Origin of the sequence: Saccharopolyspora gregorii (genome assembly GCF_024734405.1) — a bacterium.
Taxonomy (GTDB): Bacteria; Actinomycetota; Actinomycetes; order Mycobacteriales; family Pseudonocardiaceae; genus Saccharopolyspora_C; species Saccharopolyspora_C gregorii.
The window spans coordinates 3342505-3363566 of record NZ_CP059556.1; the positions used below are offsets into that span (position 1 = coordinate 3342505).

Annotated in this window: 20 protein-coding genes; 4 read left to right on the forward strand and 16 right to left on the reverse strand. The window is 74.4% G+C overall.

From position 1 onward, the window contains the following. Positions 1-53: 53 nt before the first annotated feature. From H1226_RS14415 to H1226_RS14425, 3 genes are all read right to left on the reverse strand, one after another. Positions 54-1172: an LLM class flavin-dependent oxidoreductase gene (locus tag H1226_RS14415; protein WP_224958876.1), complete on the reverse strand. Its 1119-nt coding sequence runs from the start codon at positions 1170-1172 to the stop codon at positions 54-56. An 84-nt stretch (positions 1173-1256) separates the two neighbouring features. Beyond that, positions 1257-1964, reverse strand: a complete 708-nt coding sequence (locus H1226_RS14420; RefSeq protein ID WP_373690078.1) for an ABC transporter ATP-binding protein — start codon at positions 1962-1964, stop codon at positions 1257-1259. Positions 1965-2017: 53 nt separating this feature from the next. Continuing rightward, positions 2018-2887 carry an ABC transporter permease gene (locus tag H1226_RS14425; protein WP_258341172.1) on the reverse strand — a complete coding sequence of 290 codons (870 nt, stop codon included), beginning with the start codon at positions 2885-2887 and terminating at the stop codon, positions 2018-2020. Positions 2888-3306: 419 nt separating this feature from the next. Here H1226_RS14425 and H1226_RS14430 point away from each other — a divergent pair, with 419 nt between their 5' ends. Both H1226_RS14430 and H1226_RS14435 read left to right on the forward strand, forming a co-directional pair. Further along, positions 3307-4146, forward strand: a complete 840-nt coding sequence (locus H1226_RS14430; protein WP_224958872.1) for a metallophosphoesterase family protein — start codon at positions 3307-3309, stop codon at positions 4144-4146. Beyond that, complete coding sequence (locus H1226_RS14435; RefSeq protein WP_258341173.1) at positions 4143-4799, forward strand: 4'-phosphopantetheinyl transferase family protein; 657 nt, start codon at positions 4143-4145, stop codon at positions 4797-4799. The genes H1226_RS14430 and H1226_RS14435 overlap by 4 nt, the downstream gene beginning before the upstream one ends. 177 nt (positions 4800-4976) lie before the next feature. On the opposite strand, the gene H1226_RS14440 is transcribed toward H1226_RS14435, so the two are convergent. The 6 genes from H1226_RS14440 to H1226_RS14465 form a co-directional block, all read right to left on the reverse strand. After that, the gene (locus H1226_RS14440; RefSeq protein ID WP_258341174.1) at positions 4977-6146 is read right to left on the reverse strand and encodes a lipid-transfer protein; all 1170 of its coding nucleotides are present in this window, start codon (positions 6144-6146) and stop codon (positions 4977-4979) included. Further along, on the reverse strand, positions 6143-6574 hold the full coding sequence (locus H1226_RS14445; RefSeq protein WP_224958868.1) for a MaoC/PaaZ C-terminal domain-containing protein: 432 nt from the start codon (positions 6572-6574) through the stop codon (positions 6143-6145). Before H1226_RS14445 ends, H1226_RS14440 begins: the two co-directional genes overlap by 4 nt. After that, positions 6571-7539 carry a bifunctional MaoC family dehydratase N-terminal/OB-fold nucleic acid binding domain-containing protein gene (locus H1226_RS14450; RefSeq protein WP_258341175.1) on the reverse strand — a complete coding sequence of 323 codons (969 nt, stop codon included), beginning with the start codon at positions 7537-7539 and terminating at the stop codon, positions 6571-6573. Before H1226_RS14450 ends, H1226_RS14445 begins: the two co-directional genes overlap by 4 nt. Before the next feature lie 91 nt (positions 7540-7630). After that, positions 7631-8794: an acyl-CoA dehydrogenase family protein gene (locus H1226_RS14455; protein ID WP_258341176.1), complete on the reverse strand. Its 1164-nt coding sequence runs from the start codon at positions 8792-8794 to the stop codon at positions 7631-7633. A gap of 9 nt (positions 8795-8803) precedes the next feature. After that, the gene (locus tag H1226_RS14460; protein ID WP_258341177.1) at positions 8804-9892 is read right to left on the reverse strand and encodes an acyl-CoA dehydrogenase family protein; all 1089 of its coding nucleotides are present in this window, start codon (positions 9890-9892) and stop codon (positions 8804-8806) included. Between the two features lie 83 nt (positions 9893-9975). Beyond that, positions 9976-12150: an acyl-CoA dehydrogenase gene (locus H1226_RS14465; RefSeq protein ID WP_258341178.1), complete on the reverse strand. Its 2175-nt coding sequence runs from the start codon at positions 12148-12150 to the stop codon at positions 9976-9978. A gap of 99 nt (positions 12151-12249) precedes the next feature. On the opposite strand from H1226_RS14465, the gene H1226_RS14470 reads away from it, so the two are divergent. Beyond that, entirely contained in the window at positions 12250-12921 is a 672-nt protein-coding gene (locus H1226_RS14470) for a class I SAM-dependent methyltransferase (protein ID WP_258341179.1), read from the forward strand. Positions 12922-12979: 58 nt separating this feature from the next. Here the strand turns inward: H1226_RS14470 and H1226_RS14475 are convergent, their stop codons facing one another. The 3 genes from H1226_RS14475 to H1226_RS14485 are packed head-to-tail and all read right to left on the reverse strand — an operon-like array spanning position 12980 to position 16024. Next, entirely contained in the window at positions 12980-14071 is a 1092-nt protein-coding gene (locus tag H1226_RS14475) for a prenyltransferase (RefSeq protein ID WP_258341180.1), read from the reverse strand. Continuing rightward, entirely contained in the window at positions 14064-14789 is a 726-nt protein-coding gene (locus H1226_RS14480; protein WP_258341181.1) for a class I SAM-dependent methyltransferase, read from the reverse strand. Before H1226_RS14480 ends, H1226_RS14475 begins: the two co-directional genes overlap by 8 nt. After that, positions 14783-16024 carry a glycosyltransferase family 4 protein gene (locus H1226_RS14485; protein WP_258341182.1) on the reverse strand — a complete coding sequence of 414 codons (1242 nt, stop codon included), beginning with the start codon at positions 16022-16024 and terminating at the stop codon, positions 14783-14785. Before H1226_RS14485 ends, H1226_RS14480 begins: the two co-directional genes overlap by 7 nt. A 155-nt stretch (positions 16025-16179) precedes the next feature. Between H1226_RS14485 and kstR the strand changes: the two genes are divergently transcribed. Then, positions 16180-16800, forward strand: a complete 621-nt coding sequence (gene kstR, locus H1226_RS14490) for a cholesterol catabolism transcriptional regulator KstR (protein WP_373690079.1) — start codon at positions 16180-16182, stop codon at positions 16798-16800. A gap of 29 nt (positions 16801-16829) precedes the next feature. Here the strand turns inward: kstR and H1226_RS14495 are convergent, their stop codons facing one another. The 4 genes from H1226_RS14495 to H1226_RS14510 all read right to left on the reverse strand — a co-directional run bounded on the left by H1226_RS14495 (position 16830) and on the right by H1226_RS14510 (position 21006). Further along, the gene (locus H1226_RS14495) at positions 16830-17861 is read right to left on the reverse strand and encodes an MBL fold metallo-hydrolase (protein WP_258341183.1); all 1032 of its coding nucleotides are present in this window, start codon (positions 17859-17861) and stop codon (positions 16830-16832) included. Positions 17862-18101: 240 nt separating this feature from the next. Beyond that, positions 18102-19268 (reverse strand): acetyl-CoA C-acetyltransferase, encoded by a 1167-nt coding sequence (locus H1226_RS14500; RefSeq protein WP_258341184.1) that lies wholly within the window; start codon positions 19266-19268, stop codon positions 18102-18104. Between the two features lie 31 nt (positions 19269-19299). Beyond that, entirely contained in the window at positions 19300-20208 is a 909-nt protein-coding gene (locus H1226_RS14505) for an SDR family oxidoreductase (protein ID WP_258341185.1), read from the reverse strand. 30 nt (positions 20209-20238) lie between these two features. Further along, positions 20239-21006: an SDR family oxidoreductase gene (locus tag H1226_RS14510; RefSeq protein ID WP_258341186.1), complete on the reverse strand. Its 768-nt coding sequence runs from the start codon at positions 21004-21006 to the stop codon at positions 20239-20241. Positions 21007-21062 lie beyond the last annotated feature (56 nt).

Genomic DNA, 21062 nt, shown 5'->3' on the forward strand with positions numbered 1-21062 from the left:
TCGTTCCGTGCCCGGCATCATGCACCCCCGGGCGACCCGGCGGTCCGGCGCGCTCACGCCGGTGTCCGCTCGGCGGCGCCCGCGCGGCGCGCCACTTCTTCGCGGACGGCGGGGATGAGCTCCCGGCCGTAGTCGATGGCGTCGTCCAGCGGGTCGTAGCCGCGGATGAGCAGCGTGGTCACCCCGATGTCCACGTAGTCGGCGAGCGCCTTCGCGACGGTCTCGGCGGTGCCGACGAGCGCGGTGGAGTTCCCGGCCGCGTTGGTGGCCTGCGAGGTCGGGGTCCACAGCGCCCGGTCGTGCAGCTCGCCCTTGGCGGCCGCTGCCAGCAGGCGCTGCGAGCCGACGTTGGCGACCTCCGAGTCCTTGCCCAGCGTCTTCGGCCCGGTGAAGGAGCCGAACCCGCCGCGAGCGGCCCGGATCCGGTCCAGCACGGAGTGCGCGCGCTCCCAGGCGAGTTCCTCGGTGGCGCCGAGGATGGGCCGGAACGACACGCTGATGCCGGGCACGTCGGTGCGTCCGGCGGCCCGCGCGGCGGCGCGGACGGAGGCGATCTGCTCGGCGGTCTCGGCCAGCGGCTCGCCCCACAGCGCGAACACGTCGGCGTGCTTGCCGCCGACCCGGTAGGCCGCCGCGGAGGAACCGCCGAAGTACAGCGGGATCCGGGGCCGCTGCACGGGTTTCACCGCGGTGCTGAAGTCCTCGATCCGGTAGTTCGGCCCGTCGTGGTCGATCGGCCCGTCCTCGGTCCACGCCCGCTCGAGCACCTCCAGGTACTCGTCGGTGCGCGCGTAGCGCTGCTCCTTGTCCAGGTGGTCGCCGTCGCGGCGTTGGTCGGCGTCGCTGCCGCCGGAGATGACGTGCACCGCGATCCGCCCGCCGGACAGCGCGTCCAGCGTGGCGAAGGTCCGCGCGGCCAGCGTGGGTGCCACGAATCCGGGCCGGTGCGCGATGAGCAGCCCGAGCCGGTCGGTGTGCGCGGCGACGTGCGCGGCCAGCTGGGTGCCGTCCGGGGATCCGGAGCCGTGGCCGATGAGGACCCGGTCGAAGCCGCCGTCCTCGTGGGCGCGGGCGAAGCGGCGCAGGAACGCCGGGTCCACGGCGGGGCCGCTCGCCGGGTGGATCTCGGAGACGTGCTGGGCGCCGATCATGCCGACGATTTCCACACTCATGGTCAGGCACTTCCTGTCTCGGTTCCCGGGGCCCGCGGGGCCGGGGTGGAGCGGCGGAGGAGCGCGCCGCGGGGAGGGGGTCGGTCAGTGCACGCCGAGCCACGAGAGGAGTTCGGCGCGCTGGGCGACGAACGCGGGCGCGGCCACGTCGCGCGGGCGGGGGTGCTCGACGAGCTGGTCGTGCACGATGCCGCCGCCGTCGAGCACCAGCACCCGGTCGGCGAGCAGCAGCGCCTCCTCCACGTCGTGGGTGACGAGCAGGATCGCGCAGCCGTGCCGCTGCCACAGCTCCCCCACCAGCGCCTGCACCTTGATCCGGGTGAGCGCGTCGAGCGCGGAGAACGGTTCGTCGAGCAGCAGCAGGTCCGGTTCCCGCACCAGGGCGCGGGCCAGCGACGCGCGCTGCGCCTCGCCGCCGGAGAGCACCTTCGGCCACTCGTCGACCCGGTGCCCGAGGCCCACCTCCTCCAGCGCCGCCACGGCCTTGGCCCGGTCCGGCCTGCCGCGCAGGCCGAGGACCACGTTGCGCCACACCCGCTTCCACGGCAGCAGCCGCGGCGCTTGGAAGGCGACGGCGCGCCGCTGGGCGACCCGCACCTCGCCGCTGATCTCGTGGTCGAGGTCGGCGAGGATGCGCAGCAGGGTGCTCTTGCCGCAGCCGCTGGGGCCGAGCAGAGCGACGAACTGGCCGGGTTCGATGTCCAGGTCCAGGCCGTCGAGCACGGTGCGGTCGCCGAAGCTCTTGGTGAGCCCGCGCACGGAGGCCGCCGACTCGGCGGGCGCGGTGGCCACCGCGACGCCGGTGGGCTCGGGGGTCACCTGGTCGGTGTCGGGTGCGGATTCGGTCACGCTCCGCGGAAAGCCGGTCGCCATGCCAGCATGGTCCTTTCGAGAAGTCGGACGAGGAAGTCGGCCACCAGGCCGAGCAGGGCGTAGAGCACCAGGCACACGACGATCACGTCGGTCTGGAAGAACTCGCGGGCCATGTTCATCTCGTAGCCGATGCCGGCCGTCGCGTTGATCGTCTCGCCGAACACCAGCGCCAGCCACGCCGAGCCGAGCGAGAACCGCAGCCCCACCAGCGCGTTCGGCATCGCCGCAGGCAGGATCACGTGCCGCACCTGGGCGAACCAGCCGAGCCCGAGGGTCTTGGCCGCTTCGACCAGCCCGGCGTCCACGTTGCGGATGCCGCCGAAGATGTTCATGTACAGCGGGAAGGTCACCGCGAGCGCGATGAGCACGATCTTCGGCGTCTCCCCGATCCCGAACCAGATGATCAGCAGCGGGATGAGGCCGATCACCGGCACGGTGCGCAACATCTGCATCGGGGCGTCGGCGATGTCCTCCCCGCGCCGGAACAGCCCGGAGAGGGTCGCGAGCACGACGGCGGCGACCAGGCCGAAGACGAGGCCGACCGCGACGCGCTGCACCGAGGCGAGCACCGCGTCCTGCAACCGGCCCTCCTGCCACATCTCCCAGGCGGTGGCGGCGACCGTGCCCGGGGAGGCGAGCGTGTCGTCGTCGAGGACACCGGTGGAGCTGAGCACCTGCCACAGCACGATCAGCCCGATCGGGCTGAAGGTCTTGACCAGCCAGCGGGGCAGCCGCTGCTCCCCCTTGGCCCGATCGGTGCGCACCGTCGTGACGGGTATCGCGCCGGGGCCGGGGCCGGGGCCGGTGTCGGATCGGGCGCTCTCGGGCGCTGGCAAGGTCATCGTCACGCTCCACTGGCATGCGGGGAGGCGGCACCGGCCGGGTTCGGCGCGGTGCGGCGGAGTTCGAGGGCGCGTCGGCGTCGACGCGGTACCGGGCGCTCCGGTTCGGGAGCGGCCGTGCGGTGCGGAGTGCCCGGGGCCGGGCGGGAGGAAGGGCTCAGGCGCTACAGAGCGCGGAGGACACTCGGGCGAAATCCACGTATCCGCGCGTGGTGAGCGTCGACGTCCGGGCCATGCGATCACGGTAGCCACGCGCCGCGCCCGCTGTAAACCCAACCCGGCACGACAGGATTGACCTCTCGGATGGTGGGACTCCGCCGGGCAGCCCCCCGCACCGGCGATCGGACGGGCAGGAGAACCCCTAGAAGGCCCGCGGAACGGGCGGGCGGGCCGCGCGGCTCGGATATGATCGCCGCATCATGAGCTCCGGCGAACTGCTGGCCGTCAGCGATCTGCACGTCGCGATGGCCGAGAACAAGGACATCGCGCGCGGGCTGCGGCCCCGCACCGACGAGGACTGGCTGATCGTCGCGGGCGACGTGGGCGAGCTGTCCGAGGACATCTCCTGGGCGCTGGGCATGCTCGCCGAGCGGTTCGCGAAGGTCATCTGGGTTCCCGGCAACCACGAGCTGTGGACGCCGAAGCAGGACCCGCTGCAGCTGCGCGGCGAAGCCCGCTACCTGGAACTGGTGCGCCGCTGCCGCGAACTCGGCGTCGTCACGCCGGAGGACGAGTTCCCGGTGTGGACCGGGCGCGGCGGGCCGGTGACGATCGCGCCGCTGTTCGTGCTCTACGACTACACGTTCCGCCCCGCCGGGACCTCCACGAAGGAGGAGGCGCTGGCGGTCGCGCACGAGTCGGGCGTGGTGTGCAGCGACGAGTTCCTGCTGCACCCCGATCCGCACCCGACCCGCGACGACTGGTGCCGGGCCCGGCTGTCCTACAGCGAGCGCCGGCTCGCCGAGTGCGACCCGGAACTGCCGACGGTGCTGGTGAACCACTACCCGCTGGTGCGCGAACCCACCGACGTGCTCTGGTACCCGCAGTTCGCGCAGTGGTGCGGCACGGTACACACCGCCGACTGGCACCTGCGGCACCGGGCGGCCGCGGTCGTCTACGGGCACCTGCACATCCCGCGCACCACCTGGCACGACGGCGTGCGGTTCCAGGAGGTGTCGGTGGGCTACCCGCGCGAGTGGAAGCGGCACGGGCTGCCGGACGATCCGCTGCGCCTGGTCTTCCCGGAGGAGACGTCGTGATCGAACGCCTGCTGCCCGGCGAACTCGCCTGGGAGGAGACCCGCACCGACCCGCCGGACGCCTGGCTGTTCGACGAGGAGGCGGCGGTCATCGCGCGCGCCGTGGACAAGCGGCGCCGCGAGTTCACCACCGCGCGGCACTGCGCCCGCGCCGCCCTCGCGAAGATCGGCGTGCCCGCCGCACCGCTGCTGCCCGGCGAGCGGGGCGCACCCGGCTGGCCGGACGGGGTGGTGGGCAGCATGACGCACTGCGCCGGCTACCGGGCCGCCGTGGTGGGCCTGCGGGAGTCGGTGCTCACCGTCGGCATCGACGCCGAACCGCACGACGCGCTGCCGGACGGGGTGCTCAACGCGGTGACGCTGCCGGCCGAACGGCCGCGGATCCAGGCGCTGTCCACTGCGGACCCGTCCGTGCACTGGGACCGGATCCTGTTCAGCGCCAAGGAATCCGTGTACAAGGCGTGGTTCCCGATCGCGCGGGAGTGGCTGGGGTTCGAGGACGCCGACCTCACCCTCGACCGGGACGGGACGTTCGCCGCGCGGCTGCTGAAGACCGGGCCGGAGGTGGAGGGCGAGCCGCTCACGTCGTTCTCCGGGCGCTGGCTCGCCGACGACGGCCTCATCATCACCGCCATCGCCCGCCTGCCGCGCTGATCCCGAGCACCCGCACCCGCTCACCGAAGGTGAGTGCCCCACCCGCCCACGCACCACAGTCCAACGGCCCACTCACCTCCCCGAGAGCTACCAGGGTGGCGGCGGCAGGTGAGTGGTCCGTTGGGCCGACGAGGCTGGGCGAAGGGGTCACTCACCTGGGGCGGGGTTTGGGGCGGGTCAGGGGGTGGTGAGGACGAGGCCGCTGGTGGGGACCCCGGTTCCGGCGGTGACGAGGACGTTGGGGACGTCGGCGAGCTGGTTGGCGGCGGTGCCGCGGAGCTGGCGGACCGCCTCGGCGATGCCGTTCATGCCGTGCACGTACGCCTCGCCGAGCTGCCCGCCGTGGGTGTTGATCGGCAACCGCCCGTCCAGCCCGATGCCGCCGTCGGCGATGAAGTGCCGCGCCTCGCCGCGCCCGCAGAAGCCGAGTTCTTCGAGCTGCACCAGCACGAACGGCGTGAAGTGGTCGTAGAGCACCGCCATCCGCACGTCCTGCGGCCCGATCCCGGCCTGCCGCCACAGCTGGCGGGCGACCAGCCCCATCTCCGGGAGCGCGGCGAGCTCGTCCCGGTAGTAGCTGGTCATGGTGAACTGGTCCGGCCCGCTGCCCTGCGCGGCGGCGGCGACCACGGCGGGCGGGTGCGGCAGGTCCCGGGCCCGTTCGGCGCTGACCACGACGAGCGCCACCCCGCCGTCGCTCTCCTGGCAGCAGTCCAGCAGGTGCAGCGGTTCGGTGATCCACCGGGACGCCTGGTGCTCGGCGAGGGTGATGGGGCGCCCGTGGAACCAGGCGTTCGGGTTGGTGGCGGCGTGCGCGCGGTCGACGACCGCGACCCGGCCGAAGTCCTCGCTGGTGGCGCCGTACTCGTGCAGGTAGCGGCGGGCGAACATGGCGACCTGCGCACCCGGCGTGCCGAGCCCGACGGGGTAGCTCCAGCCGTTGTCCACCCCGGACGAGGTGGGGGCGGCGGCCGCAGCGGCCTGCACCTGCCCGAACCGGTGCCCGGAGCGCTCGTTGAACGCCCGGTAGCACACCACCACGTCCGCGATCCCGGCCGAGACGGCGAGCGCGGCCTGCTGCACGGTGGCGCAGGCGGCACCGCCGCCGTAGTGCACCCGGCTGAAGAACCGCAGTTCGGGCACGCCCAGTTCGCGCGCCACCGCGATCTCGGTGTTCTCGTCCATCGTGAACGTCACCAGACCATCCACATCGGACGGTTCGAGCCCGGCGTCGGTGACCGCGGCGCGGACCGCCTCGGCGGCCAGCTGGAGTTCGCTGCGGCCGGAGTCCTTGGAGAACTCGGTGGCGCCGATCCCGGCGATGGCGGTCCGTCCCGCGAAGCTCATGATGCCCCCTCCGGCAGCGCGACCCGGACGGTGCCGCGCAGGTGTTCGCCGAGTCCGTTGCGGCCCAGCACCTCCACCTCGAACTCGCCGTCGTCGGCGCGGGACAGCACCTGCCCGAACAGCGCCAAGGTGTCGTGCGCGTAGCAGGGTGCGCCGAGCCGCACCGACACGCCGCGCACCAGCGCCTCCGGGCCCGCCCAGTCGGTGACGTAGCGCTGCGCGAGCCCGGTGCTGGTGAGGATGTTGACGAAGATGTCCGCGGATCCCCCGGCCTGCGCCCGGTCGCGGTCGTGGTGCACGTCCTGGAAGTCGCGGGTGGCGAGCGCGCTGCTGACGATGAAGGTCGGCGTCATCTCGATCCGTACCTCCGGCAGCGACTCCCCCACCCGCACCTCCGGGGCGGTGCGCGTGCGCGGCAACGTGGTCATGCGGCACCTCCGGCCGGCCGCCAGAACGGCGTGGTGATCTCCCCTTCGGCCCGGTAGTCCACCTGGACCCGCAGGCCGATCTCGACCCGGTCCGGTTCGACGCCGTGCAGCTCGCCGAGCATCCGCACCCCTTCGTCCAGTTCCACCAGCGCGATCACCAGCGGCAGCGTCTTGCCCGGTAGCGGCGGGTGGTGGTGCACCACGTAGCTGTACACCTCGCCGAGCCCGGCGGCGACCAGGTGCGTCGGCGAGGTGGCGCCGCACTCCGGGCACATCGGGCCCGGCGGGTGGCGCAGCAGGCCGCAACCGCCGCAGCGCTGGATCCGGAGCTCCCGCTCGGCGGTGCCGGCCCAGAAGTACGCGGTGTCCCGGCTGATCGCGGGCAGGATCGCCGGCGCCGGTTCCGGTTCGGCCGCCGGAGCGGCCGGTTCCCCCTGCGGCGGCCGGAACTTCAGCACCCGGAACATCATCTCCGCGACCGGTTCCGCCCCGGAGTACCAGGTGCTGCGGGTGGTGACGAACCAGCCGTCGCCGAGGCCGGTCCGCTTGGGGCCGACCACCGATTCGAGCCGGGTGGTGACGCCGATCCGCTCGCCGTGGCGCAGGTACCGGTGGTAGGTCTGCTCGCTGTTCGTCGCGACCACCGAGGTGAAACCGCGCTCGTCCAGCGCGGTCATCATCGCGTGCAGCGGATCGTCGGTGTCGAAGTCGGGGCGCAGCCCGGGCATCGTCCACACCTGCGCCATCGCGGGCGGGGCGACGAGTCCACCGTGGACGGAGGCGGTGGCCGCGGATTCGTCGGCGTAGACGGGGTTCTCGTCGCCCAGCGCCTCCACCCAGTTGTTGATCATCGGTTGGTTCACCGGATCGCGGGCGAGCCGCGGCCCCGACTCCCCCGCCGCCCGGATCCGCTCGGCCACCGCCCGGATCTCCGCATCGGCGTCCCGCTCCACCTGCACGCCCATCACCGCTCCCTCCGCTCCAGCGCCCGTCCCCGATCCCCGCGCCCCGCCACGGCGAAGCCGGTCAGCACCGGTCGCGGCGGGCCCGTGCCGCTCACCGCGGAACCCTGGGCAGTCCGAGACCGGCCGTGGCGATCAGCTCCCGCTGGACCTCGTTGACGCCGCCGCCGAAGGTGAGCACCAAGTTCCGCTTGCCCTGCACGTCCAGCCAGTCCAGCAGCCGCCCGGTGCCGGGGTCGGCGGCGTCGCCGTGCCGGGCCACCACCTCCTCGAACAGCCGGCCCAGGGATTGGATGCGCTCGGAGGTGAGCACCTTCGTCGTCGAGGCGTCCGCCGCCGCCACCGGCCCGCCCGCGGCGACCTGCCAGTTCAGCAGCTCGTTGACCCGGGTGCAGGCGTGCGCGAGCGCCAGCGCGCGCCGCACGTCCGGCAGCTCCACCAGCGGGGTGCCGTCCGGGTCGCGGCGCGCGGCGGCCCAGTCCCGGACGCGCGCGGCCATCCCGTCGATGCGCCCGGCGGGCCCGAGCATGACCCGCTCGTGGTTGAGCTGGGTGGTGATCAGCTGCCAGCCGCGGTCCTGCTCCCCCACGAGCCGCGACACCGGCACCCGCACCCCGGTGAAGTAGGTGGCGTTGACGTGGTGCGCCCCGTCGCAGGTGATGATCGGCGTCCACGAGTAGCCGGGGTCGGTGGTGTCCACGATGAGGATCGAGATCCCCCGGTGCTTCGGCGCGTCCGGGTCGGTGCGGCAGGCCAGCCAGATGTGGTCGGCGTCGTGCGCGCCGGTGGTGAAGATCTTCTGGCCGTCCACCACGTAGTGGTCGCCGTCGCGCACGGCGCGGGTGCGCAGCGCGGCCAGGTCGGTGCCCGCCTCCGGTTCGGTGTAGCCGATGGCGAAGTGCAGCTCCCCGGCGAGGATCTTGGGCAGGAAGTGGGCCTTCTGCTCGGGCGTGCCGTGCGCCAGCAGCGTCGGGCCCACCGTCTGCAGCGTCACCGAGGGCAGCTGCACGTCGGCGCGCGCCGCCTCGCTGGCGAAGATGTGCTGGGCCACCGGGCCGAACCCGCGGCCGCCGTACTCCACGGGCCAGCCGACGCCGAGCCACCCGTCGCGGCCCATCCGCCGCACGACTTCGCGGTACACCGCGCCGTGCCGCTCGGTGCCGAGTTCGGCGCGTTCCTCCTCGCTGAGCAGGCCGCTGAAGTAGCTGCGCAGTTCGGCGCGCAGCGCCTGCTGCTGCTCGGTGCAGTCGATGAACACGGGTGCTCCTCACCGCCGCGCGAGCCGGTCGGCGAGCGCGTCCACCGCGCTCCCGGAGCCGCCCAGCAGCCTGGTCAGGTCCTTCACCAGCGAGTGGTGCCGGTGCAACGGGTAGGTGACGTCGAGCCCGATCCCGCCGTGCAGGTGGTGGCAGGTGTGCAGCGCGGCCGGGGCCTGCTCGGTGAGCCACAGCGCGGCGACCGCCAGGTCCTCGTCGGCGGGTCGCCGCTCGTCGAGCCGCCAGCAGGCCGCGAGCACCGCGAGGTGCAGGGTGCGGGCGGCGATGTGCACGTCGGCGATCTGCCCGGCGACGGCTTGGAACGCCGCGAGCGGCCGGCCGAACTGGGTGCGGGTGCGCACGTGCTCGGTGGTGAGCGCGAGCGCGCCCGCGAGGGCGCCGTCGCCGAGCGCGCAGATCCCGGCGCGGGCGCACCGCAGCAGGTCGGGCAGCGCGTCCGCGCCGCCGAGCCGTTCGCCGCGCGCCTGCGCGAAGCGCGTCGTCCACGCGGTGCCACCGGAGGTCGAGGTGGGTTCCAGCTCGACGCCGGGCGCGTCGGGCCGCAGCAGCGCGACGGCGATCCCACCTCCTTCGACGGTGACCGGGACCAGGATCTCGCGGGCCGCGGCGGCCGCGGGCACGTCGGTCTTGGTGCCGGTGACGACCAGCTCGGCGCCGTCCGGCCGGGCCGAGGTGCGGGGTGCGGGGGTCAGCGGCGCGGAGGGTTCGCCGAGCGCGGCGGTGAGCACCTGCCCGGATCCGACCTCGCCGAGCAGCCGGTCCTGCTGGGCGGGGGTGCCGTGCCGGGCCACCGGCAGCACGCCGAACGCCGTGGTCGCCAGCGCCGGGACGGGGGCCGCGTGCCTGCCGATCTCGGTGAGCAGCACGGCGGTGGCCAGCGGGCCGAGCCCGGCGCCGCCGAGGCGTTCCGGGACGGCCAGCGAGAGCAGTCCGGCGGCGGCCAGCGCCTTCCAGGTGTGAGAACCCGTTCCGGATCCGTCGCCGTCCGGCGCGTTCCGGCTCCGATCGCGTTCGCGGACGAGGACGTCGTTCGCCAGCTCCCGCAACGGTTGATGCGTGTCGTCGAGCGCGAAATCCACATCGGCTCCCCGCGTCGCCCAGCCCGGACCATGAATGGAACTTGTTCTAGTTCTAGCCGCACGGGTGGTCCCGGCGCAAGGGTTCAGCTCCGCGGCAGGCCCAGGATCTGCTCGGCCGCGACCGTGCGCAGCACCTGCGTGGTGCCGCCTGCGATGCTCAGGCACCGGCTGAGCAGGAACTCCCGCGCCGGTCCCGCCGCCGCACCGTCGGCCGCCGCGCCCTCCGGTCCGAGCAGTTCCAAGGCCGTCTCCGCGACCTGCTGGCGGTGCCGCACCCCGACCAGCTTCTCCACGCTCGCCTGCGCGCCCGGATCGCGGCCTTCCAGGCTCAGCAGCGTCGCCCGCGAACGCAGCAGCGACACCGACAGGCCCTCCGCCACCCGCGCGCCCACCCGGTCCAGCCCGGGATCGTCCGCCTCCCGCGCCACCGCCAGCAGCGCTTCCACGTCCGCGCCCAGCGCCGAACCACCGCCCATCGCGACCCGCTCGCCGGACAGCGTGGTGCGCGCCAGCCGCCAGCCCTCGCCCGGTTCGCCCACCACCTGCTCGTCGGGCACGAACACGCCGTCCAGGAACACCTCGTTGAACACCGACTCGCCGGTGATCTCCCGCAGCGGGCGCACGTCGATGCCCTCGGCCGCCATGTCCACCAGGAAGTAGGTGATGCCGCGGTGCTTCGGCACGTCCGGGTCGGTGCGGGCCAGGCAGATCGCCCAGTGCGCCTCGCGGGCCATCGACGTCCACACCTTCTGCCCGTGCAGCCGCCACCCGCCGGGCACCCGTTCGGCACGGGTGCGCAGCCCGGCCAGGTCGGAGCCCGCCCCGGGTTCGCTGAACAGCTGGCACCAGGTGATCTCGCCGAGCGCGGTGGGCCGCACGAACCGCGCGCACTGCTCGGCCGTGCCGTGCCCGAGCAGCGTCGGCACCGCCCAGCCGCCGATCACCAGGTCCGGGCGGACCACCCCGGCGGCCCGCAGCTCCTCGTCGATCAGCAGCTGCAGGCCGGGGCCCGCGTCGAGGCCGTGCGGGCGCGGCCAGTGCGGCGCGAGGTAGCCGGTGTCGACCAGCCGCGCCCGCTGCTCACCGGCCGGAGTCCGCGCCAGTTCCCGGGTGGTGGCGCGCACTTCCGCCCGCCGCTCCCGCACCGCCGCGGGCAGCTCGCCGCCCGCGCCGAGCCCGCGGCGGGCACCACCCAGGGCGAGCTCGGCGGTGCGCCGCCGCCACGCCCCTCCCCCGCCGAGCCACTGCCGCAGGGCCACCGCGCGCCGCAGGTGCAGGTGCGCGTCGTGCTCCCAGGTGAAGCCGATGCCGCCGAGCACCTGCACGCAGTCCTTCGCGGTGTCCACCGCCGCGTCCAGCGCGATCGCCCCGGCCGCCGCGGCCGCGAGCGGGTGCTGGCCGGGGTCCTCGTCCAGCGCGCGGGCCGCGTCCCAGGCCAGCGCGGCGACCTGCTCGGCGCGGCACAGCATCTCGGCGCACAGGTGCTTGACGGCCTGGAAGCTCCCGATCACCCGGCCGAACTGCTCGCGGGTGCGGGCGTGCGCCACCGCCGTGCGCAGGCACCACCCGGCGACCCCGGAGGCCTCGGCCGCCGCGAGGGTCACCAGCACGTCGCGCACCTCCGCAGTGCCCAGCCCGGGCAGCAGCGACTCCGCGCCGACCTCGACGCCGGAGAGCTCGATCCGGCCCAGCGAGCGGGAGAAGTCCAGCGCGCGGCGCGGTTCGATCCGGGCGCGGGCCGCGTCGAGCAGGAACCACGCGTCCCGCCCGTCCGGACCGCGCGCGGCGAGCAGCAGGCGCGCGGCGTCCGGCGCGGACGGCACCGGATCGACCACGCCGGACACGAGCAGCCCGCCGCGCGGCCCGGTTTCGGCGACCAGCCCTCCGGGGCCGGCCGCGACGGCGACCGGGAGCGCACCCGCGGCCAGTTCCGGCAGCACGGCGGGGAGATCTCCACCACGGCCGAGCAGCACGCCGGCCGCGCAGGTCGAGGCGATCGGCCCGGGCGGCAGCGCCTCGGCCACCGGTTCCAGCGCCGCCGCCAGATCGGCCATCCCGCCGCCCGCGCCACCGTTGCGCTCCGGCACCGCGATGGCGAACACGCCCAGCTCGGCCAATTCCGCCCAGCCGCGGCCCGGTTCCCACCGGGTGCCGGGTTCCTCGCGGGCCCGCACCTCGTCGGTGCCGTCGAGCCGGTCGGCCCACGCCCGGATCGACTCCCGCACGTCGCGCTGCAGTTCGGTGCTCGCGATCGGCATCGCGCCCTCCCACGCCGGAGACTAGGTAGAACACGTTCTACCTGATTCGGGGTGTTCCTGCGTAGGCTCGGCGGGACAGCCGGACCCGAAAGGACTCACGTGACACCGACCGCGACGACCGGAACCCCCAGCCTGCCGCCCGAACTCGCGGCCAAGGCCGAGCGGGCGATCGGCTTCATGCCCGCCGACGAAGGGCTCGCGCTGCACCGCGCCGCCCTCGACTTCCTCGGCACCGGGCTGGCCGTCGAGGTCGGGTCCTACTGCGGGAAGTCGACGATCTACCTGGGCGCGGCGGCCCGCGCTACCGGCGGCCGCGTCGTCACCGTCGACCACCACCGCGGCTCCGAGGAGCACCAGCCCGGCTGGGAGTACCACGATCCGGAGCTGGTGGACCCGCAGGTCGGCAAACTCGACACGCTCGGGGTGTTCCGCCGCACGATCGCCGACGCCGGCCTGGAGGACGAGGTGGTCGCGATCGTCGGCAGCTCCCGCGCCACGTCCTCGTTCTGGCGCAGCCCGCTGAACCTGCTGTTCATCGACGGCGGGCACACCGACGAGGCGGCGAACACCGACTTCGAGGGCTGGGCGCCGTGGGTCGCGCGCGGCGGGGCGCTGGTCATCCACGACGTGTTCCCGGACCCGGCCGACGGCGGGCAGGCGCCGTACCGGATCTACCGCCGCGCCCTCGACGGCGGGAACTTCCGGGAGGTCCGCCAGGTCGGCTCGCTGCGCGTGCTGGAACGCACCGCGGGCGAACCCGGCGCCCTCTGACCTCGGCCGAACGGCCCACCGGCCCGGCGAGAACGGGCGGGTGGGCCGCCGGGCCCGATCAGTCGGTGACCAGCTCCGAGAGCCGCGCGGGGCAGCCGCAGGCGTCGTCCACCGGGCGGGCGCCGGTCGGCGGGCCGGGCCGGGCGGTGTGGAAGATCGCGGCGCCCGGGGTCGCCCGGGACAGCGCGTCCGCGGCCAGCACCACCGCCGCACCCGTCCACGTGGTGCGCTCCACCGGCCACCGCTTGCCGTCGGAGTAGACCAGGCCGGTCCAGTACGAACCGTCCTCCTCGCGCAGGTGCTGCATCGCGGCCAACGCCTCGACCGCCTGCTCCCGCCGCCCCAGCAGCTCCAGGCTCAGCACCAGCTCGCAGGTCTCCGCACCCGTCACCCACGGGTTGTCGTCCACGCACCGCACGCCGAGCCCGTCGACGAAGAAGTCCGCCCAGCGCCGCAGGATCCGGTCGTGCCCGGCGGCGTCGCGCAGCGGCCCGCCCAGCACCGGGTAGTACCAGTCCATCGCGTAGCGGTCCTTCGCCGCGAACGCCTCCGGGTGGTGGCGCAGCGCGTGCGCCAGCCGTTCCAGCGCCACCTCCCAGTCCGGCTGCGCGACGCCGAGGTGGTCGGCCAGCGCCAACGCGCACACCAGGCTGTGGTGGATGCTGGCGCTGCCCGCCAGCAGCGCCTCCCCCGCGACCTCGCCGCCGGTGCCCCGGGCCCAGGCGACCTCGCCCCTGGCCTGCTGCAGGCCCAGCACGAAGTCGATCGCCCGCCGCACCACCGGCCACATCCGCTCGGCGAAGCCCTCGTCACCGGTGGTCGTGACGTGGTGCCAGACGCCGACCGCCGGGTAGGCGCAGAAGTTGGTGTCCGAGGCGGCGTCCTCCACCACGTCGTCCCGCACCTGCAGCGGCCAGGACCCGTCCGAGCGCTGCGTCGCGCGCAGCCACTCGTAGGCACGTTCCGCCTCGGCGACCAGGCCGGCCGCCGACAGGGCCATCGCCGACTCGACGTGGTCCCACGGATCCACGTGCCCGCCGGGGAACCACGGCACCGCGCCGGAACGCAGCTGCACCGCGGCGATGGACCGCGCGGTCGCCAGCACCTGCGGCGCGGAGACCACCCCGTCGACGGCCGGCAGTTCAGGCACCCACGACCTCCGGTTTGTACAGGTACACCGCCAGGCTCTTGCCGAGCACCGGGTTCAGCGCGGACTCGACGGTCCGGGTCAGCCACGGCTTCTTCATCAGGTCCCACACCAGCAGCTTGTGGTACAGCTTCGGCAGCGGGTGGTCCCCGTTCTCCACGCCCACCGCGCACTTGAGCCACCAGTACGGCGAGTGCAGCGCGTGCGCGTGGTGGTGGTGCACCTCGCGCAGCCCCGCCTCCCGCAACCGGCCGATCAGCTGCTCGCGCCGGTAGATGCGCACGTGCCCGCCCTCGACCTGGTGGTACTCGTCGGACAGCGCCCAGCAGATCCGCTCCGGCCACTGCCGCGGGACCGTCACCACGACGCGGCCGCCGGGTCGCACCACGCGCACCAGTTCGCGCATGGCCTTCTCGTCCTCCGGGATGTGCTCCATGATCTCGGAGGCGATGACCTGGTCGAAGTGGTCGTCCGGGAACGGCAGGCCGAGCGCGTCCCCGCTGACCGTCGTCGCCGACGCCCCCTCCGGCACCTCACCGGCGGCGGCCATCGCGCCGAACATCGTCTCCACCTCGGCCAGCGCCTCGGTGTCCTGGTCGAAGGCCACCACGTTCGCGCCGCGCCGCAGGTACTCGAAGGAGTGCCGTCCGGCACCGCACCCGAGGTCCAGCACCCGCTGCCCCGCCCGCACGCCGAGCAGGTCGAAATCCACCGTCAGCACCGCTCGCCCACCATTTCCGCCTCCGCTTCGGCATACCGTTCCGCGGTGGCCGCGGCCACCGACGCCCAGCTGTACTCGCGCAGCACCCGCTGCCTGCCGTTCTCGCCCATCCGCCGCCTGCGCTCCGGGTCGTCCAGCAGCGCGCCGAGCGCCCCGGCGAGCGCTTCGGCGTCCCCGGGTGGCACCAGGTCGGCGCACTCCCCGTCCGGTCCGGCGACCTCCGGGATCGCGCCCGCGCGGCTGGCGACCAGCGGGGTGCCGCAGGACATCGCCTCCACCGTGGGCAGCGAGAAGCCCTCGTAGAGCGACGGAACGCAGGCGATCTCGGCGGAGCCGACCAGCTCGGCGAGCTCCTCGTCACTGATGCCGCTGACGGTGCGGACAGCGCCGGAGATGTCCAGCTCGTCGATGAGCCGCTCGGTCGGCCCGCCCGGGGTCGGCGAGGCGACGAGAACGAGTTCCACCTCGCGCTCGGTGCGCAGCTTCGCCACCGCCTCCAGCAGCGTGCCGACGCCCTTGAGCGGGGTGTCCGCGCTGGCCATCGCGACGATCCGGCCGGGCACCCGCGGGCGCTCCGGCGGCCGGAAGACCTCGTGGTCCACGCCGAGCGGCACCACCCGCAGCCGTCCCGGGTCCACGCCGAAGTCCTCGACGATGTCGCGGGCCGAGGATTCCGAGACGGTGAGCAGTTCGGGGATCCGCCGCGCCACCCGGCCCTGCATCCGCAGGAACCCGTACCAGCGGCGCACCCCGAACCGCCGCCAGCCCTCGGCGGCGGCCAGCTCCAGCCTGCGGTCGTGGGTGATCGGGTGGTGCACGGTCGCCACCAGCGGCAGCCCGGCGCGGCGCAGCCCCAGCAGCCCGTAGCCGAGGCACTGGTTGTCGTGCACCACGTCGAACTCGCCGGCCCGCGCCCGCAGCAGCTTCGCCGCGCGCAGGCTGAAGGTGAGCGGTTCCGGGAAGCCGGCCGACCACATGGTCGCGACCTCCAGCACGTCGGTGAGGTCGCGCAGCTCCCGCCAGTGCGGGGTGCGGAACGGGTCGGGTTCCCGGTAGAGGTCCAGGCTCGGCACCCGGGTCAGCTCCACGCCCGGGTCCAGGTCCGGGTACGGCGGGCCGGAGAACACCTCGACGCGGTGGCCGAGCCCGACCAGTTCGCGGCTCAGGTTCCGGACGTAGACGCCTTGCCCGCCGCAGTGCGGCTTGCTCCGGTACGACAGCAGCGCTACTCGCACGAATTCACCTCGCAGGGCCGCCGCGGCACGCAACGGGTAGAGTGGAACATGTTCTCATCCAGGCATGAGGCCGGCGCAGCCCCGCCGGGAGGGACGCCGCCCGCGCGGGCGGCGCAGCGAGACCGACGCACGAGAGGACCGACCTCATGAACGCCATGCCGCGACGCGGTGCCGCGAGCAGCGCGGCCAGCCTGCTGGCCGACGACCAGGGCGGCTCGGCGGCGCAGAACGCGCGTCGCAAGCGGATCATCGACGCCACCATCGCCCTCGCGGGCAAGGGAGGCTACGAGGCCGTGCAGATGCGCGCGGTGGCCGAGAAGGCCGACGTGGCGCTGGGAACGCTCTACCGGTACTTCCCGTCCAAGATCCACCTGCTGGTGACCGGCCTGGCCCGCGAGTTCGAGCGGTCGCTGGACCGGCTGGACCGCAGCAAGATCCCCGGCGACACCCCGTACGACCGGGTGCTGCACGTGCTGTCCCGCACGACCCGCACCATGCAGCGCAACCCGCAGCTGACCGAGGCGATGACGCGGGCGTTCATGTTCGCCGACACCTCGGCGGCCAACGAGGTCGACGCGGTCGGCGCGCTGACCGAGGCGCTGTTCAGCGGGGCGATGACCACCGGCGACGAGGAGCCGACCGACGAGCAGCGCGCGATCGCCCGCGTGATCGCGGACGTGTGGCTGTCCAACCTGGTCGCCTGGGTGACCCGCCGCGCCTCGGCGACCGACGTGGCGAACCGGCTGGAGCTCACGGTTCGCCTGCTGCTGCGCTGAAACCCGGCGCGCGCTGTGCCGCCTTCCCATCAGGCCTGCCGGTAGCGGTCGACACCGTCCGATGTGGACCGGCGCAGGCGGCCGCGCTCCACCAGCACGTCCAGGTGCGCCAGGGTCTCGCCGACGGCCAGGATCCGGTTGAACTCGTCCAGGTCGGCGAAGGCCCGCTCCCGGCGGGTCCAGCCGAGCGCGCTCGCGGTCTCGAAACCGGTGGCCGCGCCAGCGAGCACCGCGGCCTCGGTCTGGTCCAGCCGCCGCTCGTGGTGGTCGAGGAGTTCGGCGACCCTGGCGTGCGCGCTGCCGGTGACCGGCCCGTGCGCGGGCAGCAGCCGCAGGTCCGGCAGCTCGCCGACCAGCCGCAGCGAGCTCAGGTAGTCACCGAGCGGCAGCGGGGTGCGGGCGGCCTCCAGCCCGATGGACGGCGTGATGTGCGGCAGCACGTGGTCCCCGGCGAACAGCAGCCCGTTCGCCGCGTCGACGAACACGACGTGCCCGCGGGTGTGGCCGGGGGTCTCCAGCACGCGCAGCGTCCGGGAACCGACCCGGACCTCGGCGCCGTCGTCGAGCCACTCGTCGGGCTGCTCGTAGTCCTGCTCCGGTCCGCCGCCGTCGCCGGCGAGCGCGTCGCGCACCATCGCGGCGAGCTCGTGCGCACCGGCGCGTTCCAGCTTGCCGAGCTGCCGGTCCGCGGTGCCGTCCAGCAGCGCCTCCAGCGAGGGGCGCTCTCCCGAGCCGAGGGCGATGGTGGCGCCGGTCTCGGCGCGCAGCCGCACCGCGAGGGTGTAGTGGTCCCGGTGCAGGTGGGTGACCAGGAAGCGGCGCACGTCGGCGAGCTCGCGGCCCAGCAGCCCGAGGCCGCGCTCCAGCGCTTCGCGGGCCTCCGGCAGCGCCCACCCGGCGTCGACGAGCGCCAGCCCGTCGTCGTCCTCCAGGGCGTAGACGTTGACCGCGCGCAGCCCGTCGCCGGGCATGGGCAGCGGGATCCGGTGCACCCCGGGCGCGACCTCGAACGCCCCGGGTTCGATCCACTCGTGCCGCCCGCGCGCCACGTCCACTTCCACCAACCGAACCTCCCGGATGACGACCTCGCCCCTGGCAAGGTAAACGTGAAATGTCCTCAGAAGGTCACGTGCGGTCTAGAACACACCTCCTGGGCGGACTCCGGAACACGGTCCGGACCGGCTCAGCGCCCTCCGGACGGGCGCGCGGCCCCGCCCGCACCCGGCCGACCAGCGATGGCTCCGCCGAGCAGGAATCCTGACATCCGATCGGTGATCCGCGCCACGTGGCCCCGGCCGGCGCTAGCCCGCGAGCCGTTCGAGGACGGTGACGTTCGCGGTGCCGCCGCCCTCGCACATCGTCTGCAGGCCGTAGCGGCCACCGGTGCGCTCCAGCTCGCCCAGCATCGTCGCCATCAGCTTCGTCCCGGTCGCGCCCAGCGGATGCCCGAGCGCGATCGCGCCGCCGTTCGGGTTGACCACCGCCGGATCCACGTCGATCTCCCGCTGCCAGGCCAGCACCACGCTCGCGAACGCCTCGTTGATCTCCACCACGTCCAGGTCGGACGCGGACAGCCCCGCCTTCCGCAGCGCGTGCCGGGTGGCCTCGATCGGCGCGGACAGCATCAGCACCGGGTCGTCGCCCCGCACGCTCAGGTGGTGGATGCGGGCCCGCGGGCGCCAGCCGTGCGCGGCCACCGCCCGCTCCGAGGCCACCAGCAGCGCCGAGGCGCCGTCGGAGAGCTGGCTGGACACCCCGGCGGTGAGCAGCCCGTCCGGCCGCAGCGGCCGGAGCGCGGCCAGCTTCTCCGGCCCGGTGTCGCGGCGGGGCCCCTCGTCGCGCTCCACCCCGGCGACCGGCACCAGCTCGGCGTCGAAGCGGCCCTCGTCGATCGCGGCGATCGCGCGGCGGTGGCTGCGCAGCGCGAACTCCTCCATGTCCGCGCGCGAGACGCCCCAGCGGCGGGCGATGAGCTCGGCGCCCTGGAACTGGGTGACCTCGGCGTCGCCGTAGCGCCGCTGCCAGCCGTGCGAACCCGAGTCCGGTCCGTAGGCGACGGGGAAGTCCAGCCCGTCTGCGGCGCGCAGCGCGCTGCCGATCGGGATGGCGCTCATGTTCGCCACCCCGCCCGCCACCACCACGTCCGCGGTCCCGCTGAGCACCGCCTGCGCCGCGAAGTGCACCGCCTGCTGCGAAGAACCGCACTGCCGGTCGATCGTCACGCCCGGCACGTGCTCCGGGAAGCCGGCGGCGAGCCAGCCGGTGCGGGCGATGTTGCCGGCCTGCGCGCCGACGGCGTCCACGCAGCCCCACACCACGTCGTCCACCGCGGCCGGATCCGCGCCGGTGCGCTCCACCAGCGCGCGGAGCACGTGCGCGGACAGGTCCGCCGGGTGCACCCCGCTGAGCCCGCCGCCGCGCTTGCCCACCGGTGTGCGCAGCGCGTCGACGATGTACGCCTCGGTCATCTCGCTCCCGTCGTTGCGGCCCTGTTCGGATTCACGCCCCGTAGACCGGTTCCGGTTCGGGGTCGCGGCGCAGCAGGTCGTGCACCACCGCGCCGAGTTCCGCCGGATCGCGGCGGCGGCCCGCGTCGTCGCCGGCGCCGTGGCGCCAGCCGGTCATCAGCCGCACCTCGCCGCCCCGCACCTCGAAGACGCGTCCGGTGACGGCGGCCGATTCGGCGCTGCCGAGCCACACCACCAGCGGGGAGACGTTCTCCGGCGCCATCGCGTCGAAACCTCCCCCGTCCGGGCGGGCCATGTCCGCGGCGAACACCTGCTCGGTCATCCGGGTGCGCGCCGCCGGGGCGATCGCGTTCGCGGTGACGCCGTAGCGGCCGAGCTCGGCGGCGGCGTTCACCGTCAGCGCGGCGATGCCCGCCTTCGCCGCCGCGTAGTTGCCCTGCCCGACGCTGCCGAGCAGGCCCGCGCCGGAGCAGGTGTTCACGATGCGCGCGTCCACCCGCTCCCCCGCCTTCGCCCGGTCCCGCCAGTGCGCGGCCGCGTGCCGCATCGTCGCGGCGTGGCCCTTGAGGTGGACGCGCAGCACCTCGTCCCACTCCTGCTCGGCGAGGTTCACCAGCATCCGGTCCCGCACGAAGCCCGCGTTGTTCACCAGCACGTCCAGCCGCCCGAAGGTCGCCACCGCGCGCGCCACCAGCCGTTCGGCCTGCGCCCAGTCGGCCACGTCGGACCCGTCGGCGACGGCCTCGCCTCCGGCGGCCCGGATCTCCGCGACGACCGCGTCGGCGGCCGCGGCGTCCCCACCACCGCCGTCGAGGCCGACTCCGATGTCGTTGACCACCACCGACGCGCCCTGGCGGGCGAACTCCAGCGCGTGGGCGCGACCGAGGCCGCGCGCCGCACCGGTCACCACGACCACCCTGCCCGCGCAGATTCCCGTCACGGCCACCTCCTGCTCGTCGTCGGGCGCCGATCAGCCCGGCGCCTGGAACCGCTCGGCCAGCCGCGCCAGGTTCGGGTGCGGCTCACCGCCGCCGTGCACGGACAGCACGTCCCCGGTCAGGTAGCCCGCCAGCGGTGAGGCGAGGAACGCGCACAGCGCGCCGACCTCCTCCGGTTCCGCCGGGCGGCCCAGCGGAATCCCTTCCGCGAAGCCGGAATCCCGCGCCGTGGCACCGAAGTGCTCGGCGAAGTTCTCGGTGCTCGCCACGCCCACCGCGACCGCGTTCACCCGCACCGCGGGCGCGAACTCCAGCGAAAGCGTGCGGGTCAGGTTCTCCAGCCCGGCCTTCGCGGCCGCGTAGGCGGCGATGGTGGGCGCGGGCCGCCGCGCCGCCACGCTGCTGATCATGGTGATGGAGCCGCCGGTCTCCCGCAGCGCCGGCCACGCCCGCTGGCTGACCAGCAGCGGTGCCAGCAGGTTCAGCTCGACGACCTTCGCGTGGAACCGCGGCGAGGCGGTGGCGGTGTCCGCGGGCGGCGCGCCACCGGCGTTGTTCACCAGCACGTCGAGCCGGCCCTCCGCGCGCACGATCGCCGCGATCAGCTCGTCCACCTGGTCCGGGTCGCGCACGTCGGCCGCCCGGAACTCGGCCTCCGGTGGCGCCTCCGGTGGGTTCCGGGAGCAGACCCACACCCGCGCGCCCGCCCGCCGCAGCACCGCCGCGATGCCCGCGCCGATGCCGCGGGTTCCGCCGGTCACCAGCGCCACCCGGCCGGACAGGTCGATCTCGACGCTCATGGGACTCCTCCGGAATTCGTTGCCGCTGCGGGGAAATCCGGTTCCGCTCCGCCTCT

Excerpts from the sequence above, each read along its gene's own strand:
- H1226_RS14415 (WP_224958876.1), bottom strand. The coding sequence starts at position 1,172 with ATGAGTGTGGAAATCGTCGGCATGATCGGCGCCCAGCACGTCTCCGAG.
- H1226_RS14425 (WP_258341172.1), bottom strand. The coding sequence starts at position 2,887 with ATGACCTTGCCAGCGCCCGAGAGCGCCCGATCCGACACCGGCCCCGGC.
- H1226_RS14430 (WP_224958872.1), top strand. The coding sequence starts at position 3,307 with ATGAGCTCCGGCGAACTGCTGGCCGTCAGCGATCTGCACGTCGCGATG.
- H1226_RS14440 (WP_258341174.1), bottom strand. The coding sequence starts at position 6,146 with ATGAGCTTCGCGGGACGGACCGCCATCGCCGGGATCGGCGCCACCGAG.
- H1226_RS14445 (WP_224958868.1), bottom strand. The coding sequence starts at position 6,574 with ATGACCACGTTGCCGCGCACGCGCACCGCCCCGGAGGTGCGGGTGGGG.
- H1226_RS14450 (WP_258341175.1), bottom strand. The coding sequence starts at position 7,539 with ATGGGCGTGCAGGTGGAGCGGGACGCCGATGCGGAGATCCGGGCGGTG.
- H1226_RS14465 (WP_258341178.1), bottom strand. The coding sequence starts at position 12,150 with ATGCCGATCGCGAGCACCGAACTGCAGCGCGACGTGCGGGAGTCGATC.
- kstR (WP_373690079.1), top strand. The coding sequence starts at position 16,180 with ATGCCGCGACGCGGTGCCGCGAGCAGCGCGGCCAGCCTGCTGGCCGAC.
- H1226_RS14500 (WP_258341184.1), bottom strand. The coding sequence starts at position 19,268 with ATGACCGAGGCGTACATCGTCGACGCGCTGCGCACACCGGTGGGCAAG.
- H1226_RS14510 (WP_258341186.1), bottom strand. The coding sequence starts at position 21,006 with ATGAGCGTCGAGATCGACCTGTCCGGCCGGGTGGCGCTGGTGACCGGC.